Source organism: Aquimarina sp. RZ0 (genome assembly GCF_008370685.1).
Classification (GTDB): domain Bacteria; phylum Bacteroidota; class Bacteroidia; order Flavobacteriales; family Flavobacteriaceae; genus Aquimarina.
Map to the genome: position 1 here is coordinate 1 of NZ_VTZU01000159.1, position 3,393 is coordinate 3,393.

Sequence of the window (3,393 nt, forward strand, 5' to 3'; positions counted from 1 at the left end):
TATTTTTTCTTTATGCAAGGCAAAAAAATCAAGCATAGCTATAGCTACGGTTTATTTTTTAAACGAAGTAGAAAGGAAAAAGAAACGATGAATATGCGAAATTTTTAGTTATAAATCGTATTACTCACAAAATATGGATTTTATAAATCAAAAAAGGTATGAGTTTTATCAAAAAACTATGTTCAAGGAATCCTTTTAAGCCCTTATAACGTAATATCTTTATTTTCAATAAAAGCAATAATATCTTGTTCAGAACCTAAACCAAGTTTTTTACGAATTCGATATCTTAAAGATTTTATAGCAGCTACTGTATTGTTTTGAAGCTTACTAATTTCTGTGGTGCTGAGCTCCATTTTCATAAGACAAAGGAGTTCTTTTTCCTTTGGTTTTAATTCGGGAAAATGTTGATCAAGTAGTATTTTGAAATCAATATTTATCTCATCGAGGTACGTTTGTAAGCTTAAAGATGATCTTTTAGAGCTTTTCTCTGATAATAATGAAGCTGATATCGAACGTAATGCAGATTTGCGTTCTCTCTCATCCTCTAAAGCTGTAACTTGTTTAATATCATCTATTGTATTATTAAAGACTTCTTCTCTAACAGAACTTTCTACCACTACTTTTTTTAGTTCTTGTTCTCGATGTGCAAGTGCTAATTCCGTTTTTAATTTTTCAACCTCTGCTAGTTTGGCTTTATTTGCAACAAGCTCTAGTTTTTGTTTATTATTTTTTCTAATAAAATAAATTAAAAACAACGCCGCTAGGACGGTAATAACGAGTAATCCTAAATACAATTTCTTTTTAGTAGATTCATTCTTGAGGTTTATGGCGACTAGCTCTTTTTCTCTCTTATATTGATATGCAAATTCCAAATTAGCAAAACGTTTTGTTGTGCTTTCTTTTACCAAAGAATCTTTGTATTTGTCTTGAACTAAAAAAGCCTCATAAGACTCTGAGAATTTTTTATCATTGTATGCGATTCCAACTTTAGCGTGGTATGCCGACTGTATTAAAAATAAAGCGTTCACCTTTTTTGCAAAGAAAATAGCACTATCTACATGCGCATTTGCTTTGCTATACTCTTTTTGTTTATCATATACTTTTGCTAGATTAGAATGGTTATGCGCTCTTATATTATACTCCGTTAGATCTAACAATTTTAAGTTCTCTCTATAAATATTGCCCGCTAGATCGTATTTTCCAGTATTTGCATAGGAACTAGCTAAATTTCCCTTTATTTGTAGTCTAAGTGCCTTAGAGGTATCAGCTTCTATAGCTTTTTTGTAATAATACCTGGCAGAGTCTATCTTTTCCTGTTTACCAAAGATTCTTCCTATTCGATTTAAGGTAAGTGCTTGCCCACGAGCTGACTTTGCTTTTTCGTGGAATACTAATGCACGTCTATGAAATCGTTTTGCTTTCTCAAAATCCATTTGTCTTGAGTAAATATTCCCTAAATTACTTATAGTTCTTCCTACAATCAAATCATATTCGATCTCTTTCGCTATATCTAAGGCCTCATTTGCATATTGCAAGGCTGTTGCGGTATCTTGTAAATTTAAGGATACGCTTGATAGACTATACAATAATTCTGCTTCCAGCTTTTGATAATGGTAACTTTTATACTCTTTATCCTTAATAGTTTTATGAACATCTAGAAAGATTTCTTTGGCAATATTACCATCAAAATAAGCTAATTGACCTGCCAGTTTTAATCTAAGTGGTAACCGTAAAGAATCTGAATCTGCCTTTTCTATTTGTAGCTTAGTTTCCTCTATCTTTAGAGTACGTGCATCTCTAGCCTTATTTTCTAGCTGTGAATAGGAAAAAAGAGAGAAGAGAGATAACAGAAGGAGTAAAATTCTGGTTTTCAAAATAAATAGATTTTAAACAAATTTATTATTGTCACTCTAATTTTCCTTAAAACTACTTATCTTTTTTTTAATCTGGTCTGTAATAACTGTTAAAACCCCTATAGAACAAAGCGTATTGAAAACTTTCTAGTAAACCTTCTCTTAATTTAATAAAAAGGGTGTACGAAAAATTTCCTTTTTTTTTAATAATCTTGTAATTTCTTGAGAAACAATGGATTTTAAAGAAAAAGCGACCGCAATACTTGCCAAACATATAGAAGCATGAGAATCTAACCCAAATCGTATGGAAAATGGTTATCAATATGAACCTACCTATGCAGCTATGATGAAGAAGGTTAAGCAAGATATGTTACAGCTATCTGTAAGGAAAGTTCCTAAAGGTAAGAACTCAAAAAAAGCTCCACCCCCAATTCAGACAAATAGAAATCAGTAAGTCCCATGTGTTACCCATAAACCCTAGTTCAATGAATATCAGTAATCTGACACAAGAACTATGCGTTATATGGAGCTATATTTGGTGTTTTCTAAAGCCTCTCAAGTACTTCATACTTTAACAGCTTGTCAAGTTAATGCTAAACAGATAGAACGGATTTGTCATCAGTATGGTCTATGGATTGAGGATGAAGATAATCAAATGATCGAAGACCACCTCTACAAAGAATACGAAGCAAAAAAAACGAATGTTCTTCATTATGTTAGTGTAGATGGAGCGATGTATCTAACAAGGGGAGAGAGTTGGAAAGAAAATAAATTAGGCAGGATACATCAAGCTGAAAATCTTATACAGACTTGTCAAAGTCGCAGCTTATTGATAAATTCTGATTACATTATCCATCTTTCTTGGTGATCATAAAAGTTTTCTTAAAAAGGTAGACTATCATTTAGAAAACCTAAACTCTCTAGTCTTTATAACAGATGGGGCTAAATGGATATGGAACTGGGTAGATCAAAACTATCCAGAGAGCATACAGATTGTAGATTTTCACCATACCAAAGAACATTTATGTGATTTTGTCAAGCTATCTTTTAAAACTGATCAAAAAAGATATAAGTGAGTCGATACAGTATCAGAAATGATGCTTACCAAAGGAATAGCGTATGTTATTAAAGAAATCGAAAAACTCCCAAAGCATCCCAAAACAAATGAAAAGAGAATGCAGTATCATCAGTATCTTGAAAGGGATTACTCATTGGTTCTGGGGCCATAGAATCGCCCGGATGTACTACAACATGGGCTCAAGGTATCTGGACAACGAAGGGCTATCAAAGGGATTCAACAAATGGCGCAACTTAAGGTAGTTTATAAAAGTAGAAAAGAAAACAGAATTAAAAATTTATGCCAAAAAGCCGCATAAAAAGAAATTTGTGGTACACCCATTTATTGTTATTTTAAGGAAGTGTAATTATAACCCTGTCTCAGGGTTAAGCCCCAGGAGGGCTCTGGGAGCTAGCTCCCAGAGCCCTCCTGGGGCTTGGTCGCTAAATCAAGTGCCACTCGATCTTCAAATCTAATATATAA

The 3,393-nt window shown here is 32.9% G+C and carries 4 protein-coding genes; 3 read left to right on the forward strand and 1 reads right to left on the reverse strand.

What is annotated here, in order from left to right:
* Nucleotides 1-203 precede the first annotated feature (203 nt).
* A complete protein-coding gene (locus tag F0000_RS26695) occupies nt 204-1,874 on the reverse strand; it encodes a tetratricopeptide repeat protein (protein WP_188112306.1) in 1,671 nt (556 codons plus the stop codon).
* A gap of 283 nt (nt 1,875-2,157) precedes the next feature.
* On the opposite strand from F0000_RS26695, the gene F0000_RS28010 reads away from it, so the two are divergent.
* The 3 genes from F0000_RS28010 (at nt 2,158) to F0000_RS28470 (ending at nt 3,082) form a co-directional block, all read left to right on the forward strand.
* Entirely contained in the window at nt 2,158-2,307 is a 150-nt protein-coding gene (locus F0000_RS28010; protein WP_188112307.1) for a hypothetical protein, read from the forward strand.
* Between the two features lie 69 nt (nt 2,308-2,376).
* On the forward strand, nt 2,377-2,721 hold the full coding sequence (locus F0000_RS26700) for a hypothetical protein (protein ID WP_149627749.1): 345 nt from the start codon (nt 2,377-2,379) through the stop codon (nt 2,719-2,721).
* Nucleotides 2,722-2,947: 226 nt separating this feature from the next.
* The gene (locus tag F0000_RS28470) at nt 2,948-3,082 is read left to right on the forward strand and encodes a hypothetical protein (protein WP_255452912.1); all 135 of its coding nucleotides are present in this window, start codon (nt 2,948-2,950) and stop codon (nt 3,080-3,082) included.
* The last annotated feature ends 311 nt before the right edge of the window (nt 3,083-3,393 follow it).